18 protein-coding genes and 3 tRNA genes are annotated in these 23,113 nt (G+C 66.5%); 3 read left to right on the forward strand and 18 right to left on the reverse strand.

What is annotated here, in order from left to right; translation table 11 throughout:
- Positions 1–25 precede the first annotated feature (25 nt).
- The 5 genes from NMI01S_RS05585 to NMI01S_RS05605 form a co-directional block, all read right to left on the reverse strand.
- Positions 26–244, reverse strand: coding sequence for a hypothetical protein (locus NMI01S_RS05585; RefSeq protein WP_062994926.1), 219 nt, complete (start codon positions 242–244; stop codon positions 26–28).
- Between the two features lie 53 nt (positions 245–297).
- Positions 298–1,140, reverse strand: coding sequence for an ABC transporter permease (locus NMI01S_RS05590; protein WP_051024065.1), 843 nt, complete (start codon positions 1,138–1,140; stop codon positions 298–300).
- Positions 1,137–2,141: an ATP-binding cassette domain-containing protein gene (locus NMI01S_RS05595; protein WP_062994927.1), complete on the reverse strand. Its 1,005-nt coding sequence runs from the start codon at positions 2,139–2,141 to the stop codon at positions 1,137–1,139. Before NMI01S_RS05595 ends, NMI01S_RS05590 begins: the two co-directional genes overlap by 4 nt.
- A gap of 720 nt (positions 2,142–2,861) precedes the next feature.
- Positions 2,862–3,869, reverse strand: a complete 1,008-nt coding sequence (locus NMI01S_RS05600; protein WP_062994928.1) for an adenylate/guanylate cyclase domain-containing protein — start codon at positions 3,867–3,869, stop codon at positions 2,862–2,864.
- An 87-nt stretch (positions 3,870–3,956) separates the two neighbouring features.
- A complete protein-coding gene (locus NMI01S_RS05605) occupies positions 3,957–4,370 on the reverse strand; it encodes a DUF7144 family membrane protein (protein WP_062994929.1) in 414 nt (137 codons plus the stop codon).
- A 206-nt stretch (positions 4,371–4,576) separates the two neighbouring features.
- Between NMI01S_RS05605 and NMI01S_RS05610 the strand changes: the two genes are divergently transcribed.
- Positions 4,577–4,801, forward strand: a complete 225-nt coding sequence (locus NMI01S_RS05610) for a DUF8691 family protein (protein WP_062994930.1) — start codon at positions 4,577–4,579, stop codon at positions 4,799–4,801.
- Positions 4,802–4,813: 12 nt separating this feature from the next.
- Here NMI01S_RS05610 and NMI01S_RS05615 read toward each other — a convergent pair whose 3' ends face one another.
- Entirely contained in the window at positions 4,814–5,926 is a 1,113-nt protein-coding gene (locus NMI01S_RS05615) for an AI-2E family transporter (protein ID WP_062994931.1), read from the reverse strand.
- A gap of 316 nt (positions 5,927–6,242) precedes the next feature.
- Here NMI01S_RS05615 and NMI01S_RS05620 point away from each other — a divergent pair, with 316 nt between their 5' ends.
- Positions 6,243–8,804, forward strand: a complete 2,562-nt coding sequence (locus NMI01S_RS05620; protein ID WP_062994932.1) for a winged helix-turn-helix domain-containing protein — start codon at positions 6,243–6,245, stop codon at positions 8,802–8,804.
- Here the strand turns inward: NMI01S_RS05620 and NMI01S_RS05625 are convergent.
- The 5 genes from NMI01S_RS05625 to NMI01S_RS05645 all read right to left on the reverse strand — a co-directional run bounded on the left by NMI01S_RS05625 (position 8,738) and on the right by NMI01S_RS05645 (position 15,759).
- Entirely contained in the window at positions 8,738–9,931 is a 1,194-nt protein-coding gene (locus tag NMI01S_RS05625; RefSeq protein ID WP_245716718.1) for an alpha/beta fold hydrolase, read from the reverse strand. The two genes, NMI01S_RS05620 and NMI01S_RS05625, sit on opposite strands and share 67 nt — an antisense overlap.
- A gap of 99 nt (positions 9,932–10,030) precedes the next feature.
- Positions 10,031–11,575 carry an FAD-dependent monooxygenase gene (locus NMI01S_RS05630; RefSeq protein ID WP_062994933.1) on the reverse strand — a complete coding sequence of 515 codons (1,545 nt, stop codon included), beginning with the start codon at positions 11,573–11,575 and terminating at the stop codon, positions 10,031–10,033.
- Between the two features lie 66 nt (positions 11,576–11,641).
- A complete protein-coding gene (locus NMI01S_RS05635; protein ID WP_062994934.1) occupies positions 11,642–12,706 on the reverse strand; it encodes a lipocalin-like domain-containing protein in 1,065 nt (354 codons plus the stop codon).
- Positions 12,703–13,959, reverse strand: coding sequence for an oxygenase MpaB family protein (locus NMI01S_RS05640; RefSeq protein WP_062995094.1), 1,257 nt, complete (start codon positions 13,957–13,959; stop codon positions 12,703–12,705). Before NMI01S_RS05640 ends, NMI01S_RS05635 begins: the two co-directional genes overlap by 4 nt.
- A gap of 6 nt (positions 13,960–13,965) precedes the next feature.
- Positions 13,966–15,759: a multicopper oxidase family protein gene (locus tag NMI01S_RS05645; protein WP_062994935.1), complete on the reverse strand. Its 1,794-nt coding sequence runs from the start codon at positions 15,757–15,759 to the stop codon at positions 13,966–13,968.
- Positions 15,760–15,937: 178 nt separating this feature from the next.
- Between NMI01S_RS05645 and NMI01S_RS05650 the strand changes: the two genes are divergently transcribed.
- Positions 15,938–16,561 (forward strand): TetR/AcrR family transcriptional regulator, encoded by a 624-nt coding sequence (locus tag NMI01S_RS05650; protein ID WP_063920657.1) that lies wholly within the window; start codon positions 15,938–15,940, stop codon positions 16,559–16,561.
- Positions 16,562–16,594: 33 nt separating this feature from the next.
- Here NMI01S_RS05650 and NMI01S_RS05655 read toward each other — a convergent pair.
- From NMI01S_RS05655 to gyrB, 7 genes are all read right to left on the reverse strand, one after another.
- Positions 16,595–16,667: transfer RNA gene (locus tag NMI01S_RS05655), tRNA-Ala, on the reverse strand.
- Between the two features lie 16 nt (positions 16,668–16,683).
- Positions 16,684–16,791 carry a DLW-39 family protein gene (locus NMI01S_RS35605; protein ID WP_210743954.1) on the reverse strand — a complete coding sequence of 36 codons (108 nt, stop codon included), beginning with the start codon at positions 16,789–16,791 and terminating at the stop codon, positions 16,684–16,686.
- 155 nt (positions 16,792–16,946) lie between these two features.
- Positions 16,947–17,019 (reverse strand) — tRNA-Ala (locus NMI01S_RS05660).
- A gap of 33 nt (positions 17,020–17,052) precedes the next feature.
- A tRNA-Ile gene (locus tag NMI01S_RS05665) sits at positions 17,053–17,126 on the reverse strand.
- Between the two features lie 146 nt (positions 17,127–17,272).
- Entirely contained in the window at positions 17,273–18,247 is a 975-nt protein-coding gene (locus NMI01S_RS05670) for a DUF3566 domain-containing protein (RefSeq protein ID WP_062994936.1), read from the reverse strand.
- A 79-nt stretch (positions 18,248–18,326) separates the two neighbouring features.
- Positions 18,327–20,825, reverse strand: coding sequence for a DNA gyrase subunit A (gene gyrA / locus NMI01S_RS05675; RefSeq protein ID WP_062994937.1), 2,499 nt, complete (start codon positions 20,823–20,825; stop codon positions 18,327–18,329).
- Between the two features lie 73 nt (positions 20,826–20,898).
- Entirely contained in the window at positions 20,899–22,947 is a 2,049-nt protein-coding gene (gyrB, locus tag NMI01S_RS05680; RefSeq protein ID WP_062994938.1) for a DNA topoisomerase (ATP-hydrolyzing) subunit B, read from the reverse strand.
- Positions 22,948–23,113: the final 166 nt, after the last annotated feature.

Genomic DNA, 23,113 nt, shown 5'->3' on the forward strand with positions numbered 1-23,113 from the left:
GGCTGTCCGTACTCGCAGGGCGCGCCTAGCCGGTATGCGCCGCGTCGTCGGCCGGCTGCGCCGTCGTCCCGGTTGCGGTCGCTCCGCCCGCGTAGCCCAGCCGCGGCGGTTCGGCGGCCGGCTCCGGCAGCTGCGGGCGACGCGAGGCGGCCGCCCATGCGGCACCGCCCGCGGCCGCGGCAACGCCCGCCGCGATGAGCCGATTACGCAACCGACCGGATTTCCGGGAACTGCCCAACTGCATGCCCCCATGCTGTCACAGCCCCGGGCCGCCCGCAGTAGCGCCAGGTGAGAGCCTCACCGGCTGACGGACCGCTTGAATTGACGCAGTGCCAGCGGCACGAAGATCACCAGAATCGCCACCACCCAGATCAATGTCGTCGCCACCGGATGCTGCAGCGACCACACATCGGGCGTGGGATTGGCCGGACTCGTGTTGCCGAACAGATCGCGCGTCGCCTGCGTCACCGCCGAGACCGGATTCCATTCCGCGACCACACGCAGCGGTGTCGGCAGCACATCGCTGGGCACGAAGGTGTTGGCGATGAAGGTCAGCGGGAAGATCACCATGAAACTGGCGTTGTTGAACACCTCGGGCGCCCGCACCAGCAAACCGACCACGGCCATGATCCAGGAAATCGCGTAGGCGAACAGCAACAGCAGAACATAGGCCAGCACGGCCTCGAGGAAGGAGCCGTGGATGCGCCAGCCGACGAGCAGTCCGGTCACCGACATCACCACCAGGCTCACCACGTTGATGGCGACATCGGCCACCGTGCGCCCGACCAGAACCGCCGAGGGCGCCATCGGCAGCGAGCGGAACCGGTCGATGATTCCGCGCTGCATATCCTCGGCCAGGCTGGTGCCGGTGAACGTGGCGCCGAAGACCGAGGTCTGGGCGAAGATGCCGGCGATCAGGAATTCGCGATACGAGGTGCCCTGCACGCTGATCGCCGAGCCGAAGATGTAGGCGAACAGCAGGACGAACATGATCGGCGACAGCGTCGAGAAGATCAGCACATCGGGCACTCGTTTGATCTTGATGACGTTGCGCTTGGCGATGGTCAGGCTGTCACCGGCCACGATGGCCGCGCGTTCGGCCAGCGTCGGTCTGCGGGTATCGATCGCCGCGGTGATCATCTGCTGTGTCCTTCCGTGGCTTGTTCGAGGGTCTGCGCGGCATCGGCCGGGTCGATGGAGTCGGCGGCCTCGTGCCCGGTCAGGGTGAGGAAGACATCGTCGAGCGAAGGCCGCCGCAGGCCCACGTCCTGGATGCGCACCCGGTGCGCGGACAGCCGCTCGATGGTGTCGACCAGCGCCTGTGAGCCGTCGTCGACAGGGATGGTGAGCCGCCGCAATCCCGGTTCGACGTGGATATCGCCGACGGCGAGCCCGGCCAGGGCCTGCTGCGCGACGGGGAGGACGTCGGCGTGTTCGACGGTCAACTCGATCCGGTCGCCGCCGACCAGGGTCTTGAGCTCGTCGGCGGTGCCGCGCGCGATGACCGTGCCGTGGTCGATCACCGCGATCGCATCGGCCAGCCGGTCCGCTTCCTCCATGTACTGCGTGGTCAGCAGCAGGGTGGTACCGCCGGCGACGAGTTCCTCGATCACATCCCACAGATCCAGCCGGGCCCGCGGGTCGAGGCCGGTGGTGGGCTCGTCGAGGAACAGCACCGGCGGATTCGCCACCAGGGCTCCGGCCAGGTCCAGGCGGCGCCGCATCCCGCCGGAATACCCCTTCACCGGCCGATCGGCCGCATCGCTGAGCCGGAAGCGTTCGAGCAGCTCCCGGGCGCGCTGCTTACTGCGCTGGATGCCCAGGTGGTAGAGACGTCCCACCATCTCCAGATTCTCGAAGCCGGTGAGGTATTCGTCCACGGCCGCGTACTGGCCGGAAGCGCCGATGTGCGCGCGTAACCGCTGCGGTTCGCGCAGGACATCGATGCCGGCGACCGTAGCGCGGCCGGCGTCGGGTGTGAGCAGCGTGGTCAGCACCCGGACCGTCGTGGTCTTCCCGGCGCCGTTGGGGCCGAGCAGTGCGGTCACCGTCCCTTCGGGCACCGCGAGATCGAGCCCGTCGAGGGCGACGAGCCGACCGTACTTCTTGACCAAACCCTCGGCGATGATGGCGTCGGGCATGCTTTTCCCCTGCCGTTCGATGTGGATGTGAGGTTCGCTACTGCCGTGCAGTATTGCCCACACCACCGACAAGTTCATCCGAATAAGCCCACATCGGACACCGGCTCGACCGGGCGGGAAGCGGAGGTGGCCGCATCCCGGGATCCGGCGGTGCTCGGGGGTGCCGGCGGGATGCGACCGATTCGATACTCCCGCGCCCGGACTCGAGGGTCGCGAGTAGTGCGCTACTCGAGTACGGCCCGCGCGGCTACCTACGGCCGCTCGCGTAAAGCCCCAAAGGTGTGAAAACGCCCACGACTGCGCGCTGCCACACCCGCACAGCTACCGAATTCGACACCAGCGACGGGGCCTCGCCACCGCCGATCGTTTCACGTGGAACAAGTTTATTCTGCTGTGTCGCAACATAATTCGCGATTGCCACTGTGACGGCTATCCAGCTCTCGGCAAACCGGACGAGGCGCCCCGCAACACGCCAGAGAAAAAAATTTCGAAACTAGCGCCCCTCATGCAGACACAAACGAGAATCGTCGCGTAGGATCAGTCACGTCGGCCCCTCCCCCCCGGGCCGACCCTACGCGGGCCTCGGCTAACTCCCCCCCTTCGCCGAGGCCCGCTTCCAATTCCCGGACTTTTCCACCGGCGCACGAACCGCCTCCCCCGTTGTGCGCCAGTACTTTCAGGACGTGGTGCGAAGCTTCCGACTGCGGGAGCGGGTACCGGTCAGCCCCCGTTCCGCCGCAGCACATACGAACCCAGACGGTTGATTCCACGCACCCGCACACTGCGCAGACGCCGCAGCGAGAACTCGGGTTCGTCCGCCAATTGTGTTGCCGCGCCGTCGTCCACCAGGACGGTGCCCGGCCGCGCGACACCGGTCAGCCGCGCCGCGGTATTCACCACCGAACCGTAGAGATCACCGAAACGTTGCAGCACTTGCCCATAGGCCAGCCCGACCCGCAGTTCAGGAGTGGTTCCGGCACTCGTCGTCGCCTCCTGGATCGCCAATGCGATCCGGCCGGCGGCCACCGCGGATTCGGCCGCGAACATGACCTCGTCGCCGACGTTCTTGATGGTCCAGCCACCGTTCGCGGTGATCGCACCCGTGGTGATGGATTCGAACGACTCGAGCAGATCATCCAGTTCGTCGGCTTCCAGATGCCGGGTCAGCCGGGTGTAGCCGACCATATCCGCGAATCCGACGGCCAACTCCCGCAACGTTTCTCCGGTGCCGTCGCCGGCCAGTGACCGTGTCAGCGCCGCCGCGAGATGCCGCCGCCACGCATATGCCTGCAGTTGCTGCAGCGCCGACACCACCTCGGCGGTCGCCTCCCGGGCCACCTTGTCCTGGTCCACCGCGGGATCGCCCGCCGTGATCGACCGGATCCGGTCGGCGATCTCCTCCGCGACCAGATCGACCTGCCATTCCGCCAATCGCGCCATCGACTGCCCGAGGGTGCGCGCGGCCGCCTGCTGTCGCCGCACATCGGCGCCGGCCAGCGCGTCGAGACTGCGGAAGTTCCGGACGGCGTTCACATCGCCGTCGGTGAATTCGACCGCGGCGTCGTCGTCATGAGCCGGAAAGCCGAGCGAAACCCACAGCCGCCGGGACAGCTCGGCCGGTACGCCCGACAGTTCGGCGACCTCGACCCGGTTGTAGCGGCGAGGTCCCTCCAGTAGATACGGCTCGACAACCGACTGGACCAGCTTCGACAGCTCCGGGGAGGCCATAATTCCGACGATACGGATCCCGCCGGAGCCGGGCCGCCCGCTGATGACGTGTCACAGCCACGTGTCACAGCCGAGCGACCCGGTCGGTCACACGCGGTCCGGGCCGGGCTGCCAGGTGGCGACCGCCCAGATCACCACGACATTCAACGCGATCACCAGGATCGACCACGCCGGGTAGTACGGCAGCCACAGAAAGTTCGCGAGAATCGACAACGCCGCCAACGTGATTGCCACGATCCGGCCCCACGTGGTGCCGGCCATCAGACCGAGCGCGGCGATGACCAGCAGGATCCCCAGCACGATGTGGATCCATCCCCAGGTGGTGGTGTCGAACTGGTAGACGTAGTCGATCCCCACGACGAACAGGTTGTCGTTGGCGACCGCCGAAATTCCTTCCAGAATCGAGAGCACACCGACGGTGACCAGCAGGATCGCCGCGGCGATCGAGGTTCCGGCGGCGATGCCCTGACGTACCGGATGCTCCTGCGGGGTTGTTGTCATGGCAGAACTCCTTCCCAGCCGAGGGGCTTTCCCATGAATGTGCCCATCGCGACGCGCCTCGGCTTCACCCGTGACGGGTGAGAATCGGGCGCGGTCGTTCCGCCGGACCGGTTCGCGGCCGGATCTCGAGCTCATCCCGGGCGGATGAGGCGCCCACCAGCGGCTGTGCACGAGCCTGGAGGCGAGCAGGCAACCCGGCCGAGGAGGTGAGTAGGTCGTTGTCGATCCGCTATCAGTTCGTCATCGATGGTGAATTGTCCGAACGGGCCCTGGCGGCATTTCCGGAGTTGAGTCGCAGCGAGCATTCCTCGGCGGGCACGACCACGCTGTTCGGCGCACTCTCCGATGCCACGGCCATGCGGGGAGTGCTCGCGCGCATCGATTCGCTCGGCCTGACGCTGCTGGGGATGGCGCAACTGCCCGAATCCTGAGGTCGCGGCTGCCTACGGTTCCTCGTCCGGGTCGGGCGCACGGTCCTGGATCAGTACGCCGACCCATCGGGTGGTCGGATCGATATCGAGCAGCAGCGCCTTCATCAGCAGGGTCAGCGGAATCGCCAGCAGCGCACCGAGCGCGCCCAGAACCCACGACCAGAAGACCAGCGACAGGAACGTCACGGTCACACTGAGGCCGACCGCATCCCCGACGAATTTGGGCTGGATGATCGACTGGATCACGAAATTGATCACCGAGTAGACGACGATCACCCACACCATCAGGATCGGCCCGCTGTCGAGCAGCGCCAGCAGCGCCGGCGGAATCAAGCCGATGACGAAACCGATATTCGGAATGTAGTTGGTGATGAACGACAGCAGCGCCCAGAGGAGCGGAAGCGGCACCCCCATGAGCCACAGCGCACCGCCGTCGAAGATGGCGACGATCAAGCCGAATACCGTGGAAACAACCAGGTACTTCCGGGTGCCGCTGGCGAATACGCCCAGCGCATAAGCAATTTCGGGTCGTGCCTTGGCGACCACCGCCAATTTCCGATCGATCATCATGCCGTCGATCGCCATGAACAGCAGCAATGCCAGCACGAAAAACAGATTGGAGAAGATTCCGAGCGCATTGCTCAGCGCGACCGACAGAACATCCACGACCTTGCCCACATCCAGACCGTTGAGCGCGTTGTGGATCTGCTCGGTATCCACCCCCAGATCGGCGAGCGTATCCCGCACGCCGTTGAGCATGTCGTCGAGTTTGCCGGAGTATTTCGGCAGCTCGGACGCCAATTGCGCGATCGAGAGCACCAGCGCCCCCAGCAGGACGAGCAGGATCAGTACGACCAGGATCAGGGCCGCCACCATCCCGATCCACGGCCGCCAGCCGCGCCGCTGCACCCAGGTCTGCACCGGCTGAACGGCCATGGTCAACATCAGCGCCAGGAAGGTGGGACCGAGCACACCGGCGAACGCCTTCATCCCCAGGACTGCCACCACGGCGGCGGCGACGGACAGCATCACGATCAGTCCGCGCGGAAGCGGCCATGTGCCGCCGGAAGCGGGTGGCGGAGCTGCTCGTTCGGCCCGCGCGGGCCGATCTCGTCGCAATTGCATCGGAATTACCTCGCCGCCACAGACCGGACTGTCGATTCTCCGATCGAGACTACGGCTCCGACCGGCCGGGCTCGTTCTGCGCCACGGCCGAATTCGACCGCCCGAGACCGATTCGAAATCATGATGGAACGCACATTTTGACCGATTTCAGCAAATGAGTAGTGTACGTTTCAGTTTGGAGAAAGCAGGCTTCACCGACATTGCCTTCGGCGAAGGCACAGCTCCGGGAGGCGCTTTGAACGCTTCGCCCAGAACAACGCGATCGTCAGCCGATAGCCCAAACATTGCCACCATCCGCAGTGGCCTCCAACTCGGCGTGCCGGAACTCTCCTTCGTACCGCTGGCGCTTCCCGCCGCCCACGCCCGCATCGACGAGGCGGCGACGACCGGCGCCGGGCAGGCCGTATTGATCTGCGCCCCCGCGGGAACCGGCAAGACCGTCCTGGCCGCCGACTGGGTGACGCGACTGGCGACCCGGCATTCCGGCTGCCGGGTGGGCTGGCTGACCTTCACCGGCCGCCGCGGCGAATCGGCCGATCTGTGGCGTGCGATCGCCGGAGTGCTCGACCTCCCCGTCGGATTACCGGACCGGGACCCGACCGGACCGCTCGCCGAACCGGCGACACTGGTGGACCGGCTGACCGACCGGGCCGAACCGACCGTGCTCGTCCTCGACGACGCCCACCTGCTGACCGACCCCTTGGCCCTGGCAGGGCTGGAGTATGTCGTCGAAAACGCACCGCCCACCCTGACGACGATTGTCACCGGCCGGTTCGATCCGCCGCTGCGCTGGCACGGGCTCGAACTGAGTGGCCGGCTCACCCGTCTGACCGCACGTGAACTCGCGCTCGACGACGAACGCATCGCGGCCCTGCTCGGCCAGCACAACCTTCACCTGAGCGCCGCCGATATCGCCGGGATCCAACGGCTGACCTGCGGCTGGGCCGCACTGGTGCGGATCGCCGCGATCTACCTGGCCGCGAATCCGCACGACCGGCCGACCGCGTTGGCGGCATTGGCCCGCGCGCCCCACGCCATCAGCGACTTCCTCGTCGGCGAGTTGCTGGGCGCGCTGCCCGACGACGCGCTGCACTTCCTGCTCGCCACCGCGGTGCCCGAGGAGTTCAGTGTCGCGCTGACCACCGAGCTGGTCGGCGAATCCGCCCCGGCCACACTGGAATATCTGCTGCGCAACAATCTGCCGATCACGTGCGTGGCCCGCCACGGCGAACTGTGGCACAGCTATCACCCGATGCTGCGCGCCTACCTGCTCGCCGAGGCCGCGCGCTCGCTTCCGAACCGGCTGCCGCGCATTCACCGCAGCTGTTCGGCATGGTTCGTCGATGCCCGGATGCCCTCCGCGGCACTGCATCATGTGCTCGCCGTACCGGGGCACCCGCAGCTGTCGCGGTTCATCCGCGAACACGGTCCGAGGTTGGTGTTCGGTGGGGACGGGCCATCCTTCTTCGCCCGGCTCGACGACGTCGGCGAACTCGCCGACGATCAATTCGTTCAGCTGTTGCGCATCGCCGAGACCGTGAGCCGCGGGGACGTGGCGGCGTGCACGGCCTATCTGGATCGACTCGAGGCAGAACCCTGTTCGGCCTCCGCCCTGGTACCCGCCTCCTGGTTGATCGCGCTACGCACCGCGGTGATCGCCGATGTCGCGGTGTTGACGGGCGCCGAACCCGCTGCGCCCGAGCCGGCGACGCCCACGCCGACCGGTCATGCCGAACTGGACTGCTACATCGTCCTGCAGGTGGCGAATGCGTACCTGCACCGCGGCGATATCGCGCGCGCCGAATCGGGACTGTGGCAGGCGCTCGCGCTGGCCGAACAGGCCGGACTGGGCCGCTTCGTCGTGCCGGCGGCGACGCGATTGGCGGTGTGCGGCGGGATGGGCGGCCACCTCACCGTGATGCGCAAGCGGGCCGAGCACGCCGTGGAACTCGCCGAGAAATACGGACTGCGAACCCATTCCGCGATGACGCACGCTCAGGCGATGATCGCCTACGCGCAGTATCTGCAGGGCGATCCGATCGCTGCCCGCGAGCAACTCCCGCCCGCCACGACGAGCGGCCTCTCCCCCGCGCCGACCGCCGACCGGCAGGCGCTGGCGCTGCTCCGGCTGATCGAATTCGATTCCGCCACAGATCGTTTCCTGGCCGCCGATACGCTGCGGATGCAGCTGCTCGACATGCTCACCGAGCCGACACCGCCGCGCTCCTGCGGCAATCTGGTCCTGCACACGGTGCCGGCACTGCTGCGGATCCAATCCCGTGTCGGCGCACAGACTCTGGTCGAGCGAGCGATCGCGGTACTGGGCCACACACCCGATGTCGTGCTGGCGCAGGCCTGCCTGTCGGAGTACGCGCAGACCTCGTCGACGACACTCGAACTGCTGCAGCCACTGCTGCGCCGGACCGACGGACTGCCCGCGCTCACCGCCGTCACGGCCTGGCTGTTGTACGCCTCCGCATCCGACCATCTGGACCGCCCGGTCAAGGCCTACGAGGCGCTGGCGCAGGCGCTGAATCACGCGGCCGACGACCGGATCGTGCGACCGTTCCTGGAAGTGCCGGGAATCGTTGCGTTACTGGACGGTTCGGTCGGCCGTTTCGGTCACCACGACCGGCTGGTCGATCTGATCCGCTCCCATCCGTCGGCTCGCGGCGCGGCGCTCAACCCTGGGCTGACCGACACCGAGATGTCGGTGTTGCGCCAGCTGCCGTCCGGGATGACGACGCTGAATATCGCAGCGGGCATGGGTGTTTCGATCAACACCGTCAAAACACACCTGCGCGGGATCTATCACAAACTGGGTAGCGGATCCCGGGCCGAGGCCATCGCACGGGCGCGCGAACTCGGTTTGATCTGATCGGAATCGGCCGAGCCGCCCGAAGCGTCGCCGAGGAAATCGCCGATCGCGGGCCAGGTCGAGCCGGCCGCGTCAGGACCCACCATCAGGCCCAGATGTCCGCCGGACACCTCCACGAACCGCACCTCGGCGGCGCCGGTGAGCAGGTCCACACCGCGGCGGGTGGAACCCGCGGGCACCAGCATGTCGGTGCGGCTGCCGATCAGCAGCACCCGGCAGGTCAGCTTCGACAGATCCACGACGAGATCCGAGCGCAGTCGAATCACGCCGTCCGCCAATTCGTTTCGCAGCACCAGACTGCGATAGATCTGCCACAGCGAACGACCGGGATAGCCGGGCATGGTCGCCATGAAGCGATCGACCGCTTCCATGCGGGCCAGCGCCTCGGTGTCGGCGGCATGCCGGGCGATGAACAACGGACGGGTCAGCTCGCGATCGAAGGCCTGTAACCGGAAGCCGAGGCGGACCAGCTCACGCGGGGCCCCGCCGAGCAATCTGGTCGCCAGGGCGACGCCGCGACCACCGGTCAGCCGCCCCGCCATCCGGACCGGCACCAGGAACGGAGTGCGGCGCTGGTCGAACGGCGTAGCCAGGCCGGTGACCGACGCGATCGGCAGATCCGCGTGGGCCGCCGCGGCGATCATCGCGAGCGCGCCACCCAGGGACCAGCCGATCACGTCCACGGGTCGCCCGTGTTCGGCGGCGACGCGGCGCACCGCGTCCGGCACGATGCCGTGGGTCCAGTGCTCGAGGCCGAGATCCCGGTCGCCGTAATCGAAATCGCCGTAGTCGACCACATACGGCTGCCTGCCGCTGCCGAGCAGATAGCGCACGAGGCTCTGACCGTCCCGCAGGTCGAAGCAGGCCGGCGTGACCGCGAGCGGTGGTACCAGCAGCACAGGATTCCCGGTACCGGGTTCGTCGCGGTCGTAGCGCAGCAGTCGATTGTGCGGCTGCTCGCTGATCGGTGTGGACGGCGCCGGCCGGTAGGGCTCGATTCCGTTGCCGAACGACACCGCCCAGATATTGCGCGCCGCGCGCGGCAGATCCGCAACGATCGCGACCACGGGCTGTTCCTCCCACTCCCCGCCGCGATTTCCGCAGCACGCGCCGGTCCGCACCGGCACCTCGACGAACGATAGCTGTCCGATGGTAGGCAGGCAGCACATCTGCCCGCTACTCGAAGTTACATATAACACGTCGGGTAGGGCCGGCGGGAATCGCGCTCACCGACCGAACCAGCGAGTCAGAGCCGTCGCCATACCGTCGACGCCTTCGGTGGCGGCCCAAGCGACGTATCCGTCCGGACGGACGAGCACGCCGGCCGCCTCGCCGGCACCGGTCCCGTCCGAGGCGTCCAGCGGCTTCGCCGTGACGATCCGTATCCGGTCCTGCCACGGCGCCGCCGCGTCGCGCAGCTCCGCGGAGTCGGCGAAGTCGAACAGCACGCCCTGGCCGGTGGTGAAGTGTTCGGCCACGCGAGTTCCGTCGGAGAGATCGCGATCGGGAACGATGGTGCCGACCAGTTCATGGTCGCCGCCCAGGTGGTAGCGGTGCAGGACACCGGAGATCCGTTTGAACACGGTGGTCGCGCCGTCGCCGGTGGACAGCAGTTCGGACATCACCGCCCGCAGCGCCTTACTGCGCCGATCCAGCCGCATGAGCGCGACCTGCGCCCGAGTCCATTCCAGCACCCAGGCGCCGATCGGATACCGCTCAGCGGTGTAGGTGTCCAGGAGCCGCTCGTCCATCCGGCCGTCGACGACCGCGGCGAGCTTCCAGCCGAGACAGACCGCATCGCCGATTCCCAGATTCAGGCCCTGTCCGCCGAACGGCGAATGCACGTGCGCCGCATCGCCGGCGAGCAACACGCGGCCCTTGCGATAGTCCGGCACCTGACGGGTGTTGTCGGTGAACCGGGTCGCCGAATGCACCGCCGAGACCCGCACGGGTACCCCGGCGACCCGGCGCAGGCTCGCCTCCAGCTCGGCGGCCGTGATCGGCGCGTCACGATCGACGGGCGGTCCGTCGAGTTCGACGGTCAGAAAGCGGCCTGGAGTCGGTCCGTAGACGTAGATGCCGTGTTCGGTGTCGTGCCAACCGGGCTGGAGCCCTTCGGTTTCCGACATCTCCACCACTGCCTGCCGCCCGGTGATCTCCGGCCCGATACCCGGGAAATCGAAGCCGGCGAGTGTGCGGACCGTGCTGCGTCCGCCGTCGCAACCCACCAGCCACGAAGCGCGGATCTCTTCGGCACCGCCGCGCTCGTCGGACCGGCAACGCACCGTCACCCCGTCGCCGTGGTCGGTCAGATCGGTCAGGTGCACCCCTCGGCGCACCACCACGCCGAGTTCCGCCGCGCGTGCACCGAGAATTTCCTCGATGCCCTGCTGGCTCACCAGCACGGCCCGGCCCGCCGGCCCCACACCGGCGAAGGCCGGGTCTTCCGCGTCGATCAGGTCGAACGACAACATGATTCCCGCGAAATGGCCCGCGATCGGCGGCCGGTTCGCGGGGCCCGCCGTGCCGCCGGTGAACGCCTTCATCCGCTCGACCGCCGCCTGCTGATGCGACAGCAACTCGGGCAACAGTCCGCGTCGATCGAAGGCCTGTGCCGTCGGCACATTGATCGCTCCGGCCTTGATGGTCCGATCGATCTCCGTCAGCCGCTCCACGACCAGCACCTCGACACCGGCCAGCCGCAGTTCACACGCCAGCATCAGCCCGACGGGGCCCGCGCCGGCAACCACTACATCGAATGTCTCGCTCATGACATCGACCCTGCCGCCGGTCGCTTGCAGCCGCCTTGCACCGCGAATGCGCGGCCCGCGCAAGACTCAGGTGAGCGCCACCAGTTCGTGCAAGGTGGTGCCGGTGCGCCGGACCGGTTCGGTCTCGCCGCGCACGGTCAGTTCGAAGGTGGATTCGAATCGGAAATAGCCCGGATGACCGATCAACCTGTGCGCCAGCGGTTTCAGCAACCGGGTGCCGACCAGCGGAATATCGTCGAGGAGATCGTGGGCGTGGATCACCCTGTCCACGGTCAGCCGCAACTCCACCTGATCGGGTACGCACAATTCGATCCACTCCGGATAGCCGCGCCCGGCGGTGGCGTCGAACCGCGCCGGCCCCTCCCGCAAGGTCGTCTCGCCGGTCGAGAGGACGATGCGGTCCCGGTGAGCCAGCATGAGCGGCGCGATCTCGTGAGCTCCACGCCGCCGCTGGGTCAGCACGTCGGCGAACAGCAGCGAATAGTCCTCGACATACAGCCGGCCCCAGTGCCAGCGCTCGATGATCTTGCGCATATCGCCGACGCCCCAGTTGTGGTCGGCGTAACCGCGACCGGTGACGGACCGCTCGACGCCGTCGACGGTCACGGTGCCGCTCACCCGGGCTCGCGGCGCGCCGACGACCCAGCCGAAGGAATCACCGCCGCCGAAATGTGTTTCGCCCTGTCCCGGCATCCAGCTGGGCAGCTCGTTGTCGAAGCGCAGGTCGAATTCCAGACCGTCCTCGGCCAGTCGCAGATGGTGCGTCGGCAACCCGTCGGTCCGGAATTCGGTGTAGGCCCGGTTGTTTCCGATCCGTACATCACAGGATCGCGCGTCGAACGACGCCTGAGCGCGGGGATACTTCCGGGAGACCTGCCGGCGGGTGCCGTCCGGTTCGTAGACCATCAACTCGACCCAGGGACGCGCGTGCGGGAAATCCTCGGGCCGGCGTTTGGTGAGGAATCCGACGACGGTGTGTCCGCTGTCGAGATGTGCGTCGAAATACCAGTGCTCGAAGGCGAGCGAACTCGCCGCGGGATGGAGTGCGTTGTGCCGCGGTTCGACCGTGGTGAGTTCGCCGTCCCGGCGGCCGGGACCGTTCCATGCCTCGACAATGGCTGTGTCGTTCATCGCCGCAACGCTCCGCTCGCATCGAATTCCGCTTCCCGGCCCTGCATTTGGGCGCGGTACCAGTTCTCCCGGTGCCGGACCATCACCTTCTCGTGCAGCCGCCCGACCGGCGGTATCCGGCGCACGAATTCCATGACGGTGATCAGCGGGAACCGCAGCACGGGAATCAGCAACCAGGGAAAGGCCGGGGGCATACGGTATTTGCGCCGTGTGCCGGGTGCCATGTACATCGCCGAATACACCGAGTTGATGCGGTAGTTGTAGGCCGCCCGCACCCGGCTCGCGCCGCGGTGTTCGGGGCGCGGGGCGAAGGCGGCGGGGTAGGACTCGATCAATTCCGCGCCGTGCGCACCGGCATCGTAGGAACGCGAGGCGATCGTCATCGCCAGCACCCGCAGCGAGTCGACGACGGTTTCCGGATGCCACTGCAAACGCACGCCCAGCAGATAACCCATGTATCTCTGAAAGTGCAGCAGCGCACGTATTTCCGATGGTGTGGTCTGATAGCCCAGCGCCCACAGTCCGAGTCCGGGTGTCACACTGCCCGCGATCAGGGTCAGCAACTGATACGTCTGGCTGATCGGCAGTCCCCACTTGTCGATATCCCATTCGGGATGGCCGGCTACTCGCGCCCGCACAGAAACGTGCATGACCCGGACCTTCAGCGCGGTGGCGCGCCCGGTCGACCCCGGCGTCAGCAGCGCATTCGGCTGCGAGACGTCCATCCAGAATCGGCAGGTCTCCAAATATCGGCGCAGCGCACTGTTTCCGGCGTAGCCGCCCGCCAGCGACAGCGGAGTGGCGACCGCGGATTCGGTGTACATCTCCAGTGTTTCCGCACCCGCGAAGCTGAACAACATGGTGCCCCAGCGCCGCCAGATGGCCGCGCCCTGTTCGACCAGTTCCGGACGTACCCATTCGGGCACGGTGTCGAATTCGGCGAACAGTTCACGCATCGAATCCGGTGCCTCGGGAACGGCATCGATCCCCTCGGCCAAGGCCCGGTCCAGCAGAGCCCGGCCCGCCGCCGAACCGCCGGGACCGTGCATCACCTCGGCGACGAATCGTTCGGCGACCGGATCACCGGCGAACAGATCCTCGGTGAGGGCTCGCGCCTGGTCGTCGGTCGGAAAGAGTTCGGCGCCGGTCACCTTCCGCACGATCGCTTCCAGCCGCTGGACGGCGGGCTGCTGCTTGGCCTCCCAGTACCGGAAAGCGCTGGGGCATTTCAGGGTTCGTAGCTGTGTCGTCATTCGCATTCACCGCACCGTTCGGAATCGCAGCATCATGTCGTGGTCCTCGTGATCGAGCAGATGGCAGTGCCAGACGAAACCGCGCAGATCCGAATCCTGATGCGCGGCATGCTCCGCCGAATGCGCCGCACCCGGCATCGGCGGGCCGATCCTGGGAAACGACGCGTCGGGATCGAATCCGAGTTCGTCGGCGGTCGGGAATCGCACCACGATGCGGGTGACGGTGCCGCCGTCGACTCGCACCACATCCTTACGGCCGCTCTCCCACGGCGCCGGCGGCTGCGCCGGGCCCGCGAGGAAACCCTCCGGGTCGGGTGTCCAGCGAGTGCCGATCGCCGGTTGGGGATGAGCGAGTTGATAATCCACAGTGCGCAGCGGCGTCCGGCTCAGGATGCGGAAATCCACCAGGTGGATGTGGATGGGATGGGGATCGGGTGTGATGTTGACGATGTTCCACACCTCGGTCGTGCCCTGCCGTGGCATGTCGATATCCGGATCCGAATAGCGCAGATTGTTCAGCGACATGATCGCGGGCGGCATCCGCAGTTCGTAGGGCTGGCTGATCGTGAGGATGCGCGACAGCGTCGGCGCCGGTACCGGCGGCAGCATCGCGGGCTGTCGCGGCCCGCCGCGCAGCGTCTGCGGCACCGGTCCGCGCAATCCCGCGCGATCCTCGGCACGGAAGCGGCAGAACACCGGCATCGCGACCTCCCCGAGGATCGCCGCCTGGAACACCGGTTGTTCGTCGTTGCACAGGTCGACCGTCTCCCCCGGCGCGAGATCGGCGAAATCCACCAGGAGGTCGATCCGTTCGGCCGGAGCGAGCCGCAGACTACGCACCGGCACCGGCGCATCGAGCAGTCCGTGGTCGTTTCCGATCACCCAGAACCGCATCCGATTGCCGAAGAACAGATTCCACGTACTGAACGAGGCGGCATTGATCGCACGGAACCGATACAGACCGCGCGCGACCGGCAGCTGTGGCCACACCACCCCGTTCACCACTCCGACGTCGCCGACCGCGCCGCCCTCCCACGAACCCGGCGGCACCACCGCGGTCGAACGCAGACTCTGGCGCCCGTCGGGCGTGAACAATTTCTCTTGCAGCACCAGGGGTATTTCGAACTCCCCCGCCGGCAGCCCGAGCGGATTGTCCGGTGCCCCCGTGTCGAATTCGTCTCGCAGTAGCATCATGCCCGTCAACCCGGCGTAGACGTTCGCGCGGGTGATCCCCATCGCGTGATCGTGGTACCAGAGGTGACCGGCCGACTGCCGCAGCGGGAAGTCGTGATCGAGGTGCTGTCCCGGCATGACCAGTCGTTCGGGATGGCCGTCACTGGCGGGCGGCGTCACTCCGCCGTGCAGATGCAGCGAGGCCGGGACGGTGGTCCGGTAACTCTCCGGCACCCCGTGCAGCGTGGTGTCGATATCGGCCGCGAACGGATGGTCGCCGAGCCGGTTGTGGAACCGGACGGTGAGCGGACGGCCGGCCTCGTGTTCGACGGTCGGGCCCAGATACGTCCGGTCGTTGTATCCGAATGCGGGCACCGCGGGCAGATCGCGGTGAAAGCGATGGCTGGTGGTGGTCGCGACGAGGTCCAGGTGACTCCCGGTGACGACGGGTGGCCGCGGAAGTTCGTCGACGAAGGGCCGCATCGGCGGCGAATGGACTATCAGCGGACTCTCGAACCCGCCCGGCACCGGATCGGCGGCGGCCATCGCCGCGCGCCCGGCCACGGCGGCCGTCACACCCGCGCCGAGTCCGCGCAGCATCGCGCGGCGGCCGATCGGTCGATACATCCCTCGCACCTTCCGAGGTGACACCGATCGTCACCCGTCGCAGCGACCATACCATTGAGTACAGTTGACGGTACTCATTTGAATGGTACGAGGAGGTGCGTCGGGTGCGCATCGAATCCCCAGCGGACCGGCTCCCCTACGATCGGGTCATGGACCTGGGCGACTCGGCGGTGACTGGATGACGACACCGAAGAAGGCCCCGGTCACGTCCAAGAAAGCGGTGTCCAGAAAAGCGGAGGCACAACAGCGCAACCGCCCTCGGACGGCGCGGCTGTCATACGACGACTGGGTGAACGGCGCCTTGGACCTGCTCGGGCGCGAGGGTGTCACCGCGATCCGGATTCCCCGGCTGTGTGAGGAACTGGGCGTCACCAAGGGCAGTTTCTACTGGCATTTCGACGATCTCGAACAGCTGATGGCCGCGATGGCCGACCGGTGGGGCGACATGCAGAGCGAAGCCGTCCGCGCCCTCGCCGCCTTGGATTCGATTCCGGTCGAGTCCCGCATCGAACAGATGGCGGCCATGCTGGTGGACCCGAAGCACTGGATGGTCGAGGCATCGGTGCGGGAGTGGTCACGCACCGACGACACCGTGGCGGCGGCCGTCCGGGCGCTGGATCAGCGCATCTTCCGCACGGTGCAGACGGCCATGCTCGATCTGGGTTTCGAGCCGGTTCAGGCGCGGCTGCGCGCGGGCGCGATGGTGTATCTGGGAATCGGGCTGATCCACGGCCGCGACAATCTGCCGACCCCGACGCCGGAGGAAGTACAGGCGGTCATCGACCTGCTGGCCCGGCCGTGAGTGGAGCTGTGAAGGTGTGGAGCTGTGAATGTGTGGAGCCTAGGGGAATCGAACCCCTAACCCCTGCCTTGCAAAGGCAGTGCTCTGCCAATTGAGCTAAGGCCCCGGTCGAGCGTGCCGGCTCAGCGCGCGGTCACCTCGTGCCACAGATCCGCCTCGCTTCGCTTGCGAACCTTGGTGACGGCGAAGACAACTGCGGCAATGACACCGATCGTCAGAAGAAGTTTCATGCCGTCCACCCTACTGTGCCGCGTCGGCCCCGGCAGCCACGACTTCCGGCGCCGACGACGCGATACCGTCGGCACTGCGTGCTGTGAACAGGTGCGACCGGAACCGGCGCGACAGTGATCGGATCCCCCCGGATCGTGAGAAGAAGAAGAAGAAGTGGAGCCTAGGGGAATCGAACCCCTAACCCCTGCCTTGCAAAGGCAGTGCTCTGCCAATTGAGCTAAGGCCCCCTCGGCCGTCGATGACGACCAGGTATGTGAATGTGGGCCTAGGAGGACTTGAACCTCCGACCTCTTCGTTATCAGCGAAGCGCTCTAACCGCCTGAGCTATAGGCCCGTAGTGTTCGTCTCGACATGTTGTCGTGACTGACTCGCTAGAGACTACACAACCCTCCGATTGCTCTCCAAAACGCCTGGTCAGAGCGCCCGTAAAGCACGAACGGCCGGTCCGGTGAGAACCGACCGGCCGAGCGTCGCGAGTCGTCAGTCCGGATCGGCCAGCGTCACCTGCACGCCGCCCACCAGATCGGTGCACTGGTTGTAGATGAACACACCCACCGTCGAGAGCGCGGTGAACAGCACCACGTTGATCAGGCCGATGACGGCCGCGTATCCGAAGACGCTGCCGGCGTCGATGATCGTCGTCGCCGAGGAGTTGTTGTCGTTCACCATGTCGGTGAAGGTGCTGTTGAGGCGGTCCCACACACCCATGCCGGACAGCACGATGTAGAGGAATCCGACGGCCAGCATCCACACGAAGAACATGGCGACGCTGATCACCAGCGACACCTTCAACGTCGACCACGGGTCGATATGGCGCACCTGCACGGTCGCGCGCAACGGCTCACCGCTGGTCACCGCCTGGGCGACCGCCGCCTGCGCGGCCGGCGAGACGGTCGGCGCCGCGGTCGGCACCGCCATCGGAACCGACTGTGCCGCACCGGCATCCGCCTGCGGCATCGGATGACGCAGATCCGACAGATCGGGCAGATCCTTGATCAGTTCCGGGCGGGCGATGCTGCGGGTGGGTCCGTCGATGCCGACGGACTTCACCATCGCCGCTTCCTTGCGCGCCGCCTTGGCCGCGAGGTCGGTGGTGGTGCGGGCGTTCTTCACCCCGCCACCGAGACCGGTCTGCGAATTCGCCCGGCCCTGCACCGGGGCCTGGCCGGGGCGATTCAGATTCGACTGCGGCTCCCGCTGCGGCAGCTGCGACCACCCTTCCTCGAAGCGAGAACCACCACGACCGTCACCAGCCTCGGCGGCCTCCGGCGCCGAACCGCCGGATTTCGCGGAATCGCCTTGCGACTCGGGGTTTGCGGGTGAACTACCCGAGCCGTTGTCGGCCGACGACCCCGACCGCGGCGCCGGCCGCGGCGGAATCGGTGACGGTGCGATCCGCTCGGTCACACCGTTGGCGTGGTTTCGCTCGTCGTTCGGCTGATTCGGAGTGGTCAATGCAGAATCCTTCGATCCGTCGTGGCGCCGCTGCTTGTGGAGAAATTACCGCTTCCAGAACCTAACGCTAATCCGAGCCTCAGGCCTCTTCTTCACCGGAAACCTGGTCGGGCTCATCAGCGTTACGAGCGATCGCCAGCAAGGTATCGCCCTCGCCGAGGTTCATCAAACGCACGCCCTTGGTCTGCCGGCCCGCCTTGCGTACCTGATTCGCCGCCGTCCGGATGACACCGCCGCCGGACGTGATGGCATAGAGCTCGTCATCGTCGTCGACGATGAGCGCTCCTACCAGACTGCCACGCTTCGGGTCGTACTGAATCGTCAACACACCTTTACCGCCGCGGCCCTGTGCGGTGTACTCCTCGATCGCGGTGCGCTTGGAGTATCCGCCCGCGGTCGCGACCAGCAGATAGGTGCCGTCACGAACGACGTTGAGCGACAACAGCTCATCGTCGGCGTTGAACCGCATCCCCTGCACACCCGAGGTCGCGCGGCCCATGGGACGCAGTACCTCGTCGTTGGCGGTGAACCGGATCGACTGGCCGTGCGCGGACACCAGCAGCAGATCGTCGTCGGCCGAACACAGTGCGGCGCCGACCAATTCGTCAGCATCGCGCAGATTCACCGCGACGATGCCGCCGGTGCGGTTGGAATCGAAGTCGGTCAGCTTCGACTTCTTCACCAGGCCGTTGCGGGTGGCCAGCACCAGATACGGAGCGTCCTCGTAGGTCTTGATCCGGATGACCTGGGCGATCTTCTCCTCCGGCTGGAACGCCAGCAGGTTGGCCACGTGCTGGCCCCGCGCGGTGCGGTTGGCCTCGGGCAACTCGTAGGCCTTGGCCCGGTAGACCCGGCCGAGGTTGGTGAAGAACAGCAGCCAGTCGTGAGTCGAGGTCACGAAGAAGTGCTTGACCAGATCGTCCTGCTTGAGCCCCGCGCCCTGCACACCCTTACCGCCGCGCTTCTGGCTGCGGTACAGATCGGTCTTGGTGCGCTTGGCGTAGCCGGTCGCGGTGATGGTGACCACGACGTCCTCGCGAGCGATCAGATCCTCGTCGGCGACGTCACCGTCGGCCGCGACGATCTTGGTGCGGCGGTCGTCGCCGTACTTCTCGACGATCTCGGCCAGCTCGTCGCGCACGATGGCGCGCTGACGTTCCGGCTTCTCCAGGATGTCCTTCAAATCGGCGATCTCGGCCTCGATGCGGGCCAATTCGTCGATGATCTTCTGCCGCTCCAGGGCCGACAGGCGCCGTAGCTGCATATCGAGGATGGCGGTCGCCTGGATCTCGTCGATCTCGAGCAATTCCATCAGGCCGGTGCGCGCGGTGTCGGTATTGGCCGAACGCCGGATCAGGGCGATGACCTCGTCCAGCATGTCCAGCGCCTTGACCAGGCCGCGCAGGATGTGCGCCCGCTCCTCGGCCTTGCGCAACAGGTAGCGGGTGCGCCGGACGATGACGTCCAACTGGTGATCGACGTAGAGCCGGATCATCTGGTCCAGCCGCAGCGTGCGCGGCACACCGTCGACGATCGACAGCATGTTGGCGCCGAAGCTGGTCTGCAGCTGGGTGTGCTTGTAGAGGTTGTTCAGCACCACCTTCGCCACGGCATCGCGCTTGACCGTGACCACGATCCGCATACCCGCGCGGTCGGAGGACTCGTCGTGGATATCGGAGATACCCGCGATCTTGCCGTCCTTGACCTGCTCGGCGATCGAGTTGATGAAGTTGTCGGTGTTGACCTGGTACGGCAGCTCGGTGATGACGATCGTGGTCCGACCACGATTGTCCTCCTCGATCTCGACCACACCGCGCATCCGGATGGAACCGCGTCCGGTGGTGTAGGCGTCGTGGATGCCCTGGCTTCCGACGATCAGGCCGTAGGTCGGGAAGTCCGGACCCTTGACGCGCTCCATACACGCGGCGAGGGTGGTCTCCTCGTCGGCGTCGTAGTTGTCCAGCGCCCAGTAGATGGCTTCGGCCAGCTCGTTCAGGTTGTGCGGCGGGATATTGGTCGCCATACCGACGGCGATGCCGTTGGACCCGTTCATCAACAGGTTCGGCACCCGGCTGGGGAGAACCACGGGCTCCTGGGAGCGGCCGTCGTAGTTCGGCGTGAAATCGACCGTCTCGTGGTCGATTTCGCGGAGCAGCTCCATCGCCAGCGGGGTGAGCCGGCACTCGGTGTACCGCATGGCGGCCGCGCCGTCGTTACCGCGGGAACCGAAGTTGCCCTGCCCGTCGACCAGCGGATACCGCAGCGACCACGGCTGCGCCATGCGCACCAGGGTGTCGTAGATCGAGGCGTCGCCGTGCGGGTGGTAGTTACCCATGGTCTCGGCGACCGGGCGCGCGGACTTCACATAGCCGCGATCGGGCCGGTAGCCGTTGTCGTACATCGCGTAGAGCACGCGCCTGTGCACAGGCTTGAGGCCGTCGCGCACATCCGGCAGCGCGCGGCCCACGATCACGCTCATCGCGTAATCGATGTAACTGCTCTGCATTTCGTTCTGAATGTCGACCGGCTCGATCCGGTCGCCCGCACCACCGTTGGGCGGCAGCGTGGTCTCGGTCATGAAGTCTCCTTAGAGGGCCTGTGCATAAGGGCTCGGCATGTGGACGGGCGCGCGGTACGCTGCGCAGCGCCGCCTACACGTCGAGGAAGCGGACGTCCTTGGCATTGCGGGTGATGAAGCTGCGGCGCGCCTCGACGTCCTCACCCATCAGCACGGAGAACAACTCGTCGGCCGCGGCCGCGTCGTCCAACGTCACCTGACGAAGCACCCGCACCGAAGGATCCATGGTGGTCTCCCACAGCTCCTTGGCGTTCATCTCGCCGAGACCCTTGTAGCGCTGGACGCCGTCGTCCTTGTTGATCTTCTTGCCGGCGGCCAGACCGGCCTCCAGCAGACCGTCGCGTTCGCGGTCGGAGTAGGCGAATTCCGGATCCGACCGCTGCCACTTCAGCTTGTACAGCGGCGGCTGGGCCAGATACACGTGACCGTGTTCGACCAGCGGACGCATGAAGCGGAAGAGCAGGGTGAGCAGCAGCGTCGAGATGTGCTGGCCGTCGACATCGGCGTCGGCCATCAGCACGATCTTGTGGTACCGCAGCTTCGAGATGTCGAATTCGTCGTGAATACCGGTGCCGAACGCGGTGATGATCGACTGGACCTCGTTGTTCTTGAGGACTCGGTCGATGCGCGCCTTCTCGACGTTGATGATCTTTCCGCGCAGCGGCAGGATCGCCTGGTACATCGAGTCGCGGCCGGATTTCGCCGAGCCACCGGCCGAGTCACCCTCGACGATGTAGATCTCGGACTTGCTCGGATCCTTGGAGCGGCAGTCGGCCAGCTTGCCCGGCAGCCCGCCCAGATCGGTGGCGCTCTTGCGCCGGACCAGTTCACGAGCCTTGCGGGCGGCGACGCGGGCCTGCGCCGAGGACACCGCCTTCTGCACGATCGTCTTGGCGTCGGCCGGATTGGCCTCGAACCAGTGGGCGAGATGTTCGTTGCAGGTGCGCTGGACGAACGACTTCACCTCGGTGTTGCCGAGCTTCGTCTTGGTCTGGCCCTCGAACTGCGGCTCGCTGACCTTGACGCTCACGATGGCGGCCAGACCCTCGCGGATGTCGTCGCCGGTGAGGTTGCCGTCCTTCTCCTTGATGAGCTTCTTGTCCTTGGCGTACTTGTTGACAACGGTGGTCAGCGCCGCGCGGAAGCCCTCTTCGTGGGTACCACCCTCGTGGGTGTTGATGGTGTTGGCGAAGGTGTGGACGGATTCGGAGTACCCCGAATTCCACTGCATCGCGACCTCGAGTTCGTGGCCGGTGCCCTTACTGGTGAACGCGACGACCGTGTTGTGGATCGGCTGCTTCGTGCGGTTGATGTGCTTGACGAAATCCTCGAGGCCGCCCGGGTAGTGATACGTGCGGGTCTTGACCTTCGGCTCGGGCGCAGCGGCCGTACCCTCGTCGTGCTTGGGCGCCTCGGCGGTCTCGCTGACCACCTCGTCGGTGACCTCGGCCTCGCTGACGCGCTGGTCGGTGAGGGTGATGGTCAGGCCCTTGTTCAGGAATGCCATCTCCTGCAGCCGGCGCGAGATCGTCTCGAAGTTGTAGGTCGTGGTCTCGAAGACGTCCGGATCCGCCCAGAAGCGCTGCGTGGTGCCGGTCCGGTCGGTGGGCTCGCCCTTGACGAGCTTGCCGGGCTTGGCGTCCTTGTACTCCTGGCTCCAGTGGAAACCATCGCGGTCGATCTCGGTGACCATCCGGCTGGACAGGGCGTTCACCACGGAGATACCGACACCGTGCAGACCACCGGACACGGCGTAGGCGTCCGAGTCGAACTTGCCGCCGGCGTGCAATTGGGTCATGACGACCTCGATGGTGGGCACGCCCGTGGCGTGCATCGCCACCGGGATACCGCGACCGTCGTCGACGACCTCGACACCGCCGTCGGCCAGCAGGGTCACGTCGACACGGCTCGCGTAACCGGCCATCGCCTCGTCGACGGAGTTGTCCACAACCTCCCAGATCAGGTGGTGCAGACCGCGCTCACCGGTGGAACCGATGTACATACCGGGGCGTTTGCGGACCGCCTCGAGTCCTTCGAGAACGGTGATGTTGGAGGCACCGTAGTCCTTGTTGCCCGCTTTCGCATTGGACGAGCCGCTTGCGTTGGAGTCGTTGGCAGCCACTGCTCGGTAGCTCTCCTTACTTGCTGATCCCTCGATGCGACGTCGGACAACACACAGACCGAGCCCCGTATGGCCTCTGCTCGAGATGTTCGAACTGCTCGAGAATTACGGGTCCTCGCGCGTGCTGCACGGAACGCGCCGAAGGTATCGCCGCTAGTTACTCTTC

This window comes from Nocardia mikamii NBRC 108933, from assembly GCF_001613505.1.
Classification (GTDB): Bacteria; Actinomycetota; Actinomycetes; order Mycobacteriales; family Mycobacteriaceae; genus Nocardia; species Nocardia mikamii.